Genomic DNA, 1,455 nt, shown 5'->3' with positions numbered 1-1,455 from the left:
GGATGCGACACCCCTTCCGACCTGCAAACCCTCGGAGGTCGGACCCGGCAGGCAGCCGCGCACGAAGGAGCCCGCCACAACACGAACCCGTCCGGGCCGTCCGGCAGGCCACCCCACAGGCCTGACACCACCCGCCCCCGGCCCCTCAACCACCGATCCTCCCGCCGTGACACCGCACAACGACCCGCCGACCGCCCCACAAGCCTCACCAGAATCGGCCCCGGACACCATCACGAACACCGCCACCCCCACCGCCACCACAGCCCTCCACCAGACCGCACCCACCCCAGCCCTCGCCACACCGGACCCGACAGCCCGGACAGACACGCCTGCGAGCCGCCGCATCCTCACCGCCCGTCCACACCACACCCCGCCCGACACCCCCGCCGCCGCCAAGGCCGGGGCGGCATGACGCTCGCATGGGACCGGATGGTCTTCCACGACATGTGCGATGGCGGTACGCGCGCGAGGTCGCGGTCCGATGCGAACACGGGAACCACGCGGGCCGCCATCACCGGCTGTGCACCAACCCCCACCGCCGGCGACGACACCACCCGCCACGGTGTGCGGGCGGGATGGCGGCGGCACCAGGGGCCGAACCGGCACGTCAGGCCTCCCGGGCGCGGGCGTGCACGACTCAGCCGCGAGGGGCTTCGGTACGGGGGTGCTGCGGTACAGGGGTGCTGCCGTGCGGGATGCTTCGGCACGAGGGGTGCTGCAGTACAGGGGTGCTGCGGTACAGGGGTGCTGCGGTACAGGGGGTGCCCAGGGCGGTGAGGCTCCCGGTGGCCGCGCGGGAGAGGCGACCAGGACGGCCGCGGTCGCTGTGGCTACCGGCGCAAGCCGGGCGCCGCGGGCAGCGGCCGGTACCGCGGACGCCGGCCACTGCGGTAGCCGGCGCGAGCCGGGCGCCGCGGGCGGCAGCTGATACCGGGGACGCGCCACGGGTCGCATTGGCCACGCGGGCGGCGCCGGCGTGATCGTCACCCCCGCCAGGACCGTGGCCCTCCCCGGCCACGGCGAGGAAGACAGACAGACGAAAGGAGAACGCCAGGGATGGGGCCTGTCACACGGCTGTGACAGTCGACGGACAACCCCATGAAGTCCCACAGCCACGCTCTAAACAACAGAACAAAAGGGACATTCAACGTGAATATCCCTCCTGCTTCCGAGGACGCGAGCAGCGATGACCGAGCCGACACGGCGGAGGAAATCCGATGACTCCCACACTCACCACACCGCACACCACCCCCGCCGCGCCCGACCTGGCCCCCCGCGAGCAGGAAACACTACGACACATCGCCGCCGGACACACCTACCTCCAAACCGCCCGCCACATGGGACTCTCCAAACACACCGTCGACGCCTACCTCCGCCGCATCCGAGCCAAACTGAACGTCAACAACACCGCCGAAATGACCCGCATCGCCATCACCCTCGGCCTCTAACCACACC

1 protein-coding gene is annotated in these 1,455 nt (G+C 71.1%); it reads left to right on the top strand.

The genetic code is table 11. From position 1 onward, the window contains the following. The first annotated feature begins 1,217 nt into the window (after window positions 1-1,217). Window positions 1,218-1,448 (top strand): response regulator transcription factor, encoded by a 231-nt coding sequence (locus tag AB0O53_RS37625; RefSeq protein ID WP_365201658.1) that lies wholly within the window; start codon window positions 1,218-1,220, stop codon window positions 1,446-1,448. Window positions 1,449-1,455: the final 7 nt, after the last annotated feature.

It is taken from the genome of Streptomyces erythrochromogenes (assembly GCF_040684695.1).
GTDB classification, from domain to species: domain Bacteria; phylum Actinomycetota; class Actinomycetes; order Streptomycetales; family Streptomycetaceae; genus Streptomyces; species Streptomyces erythrochromogenes_C.
This window is presented reverse-complemented; position numbering and strand designations above follow the sequence as displayed.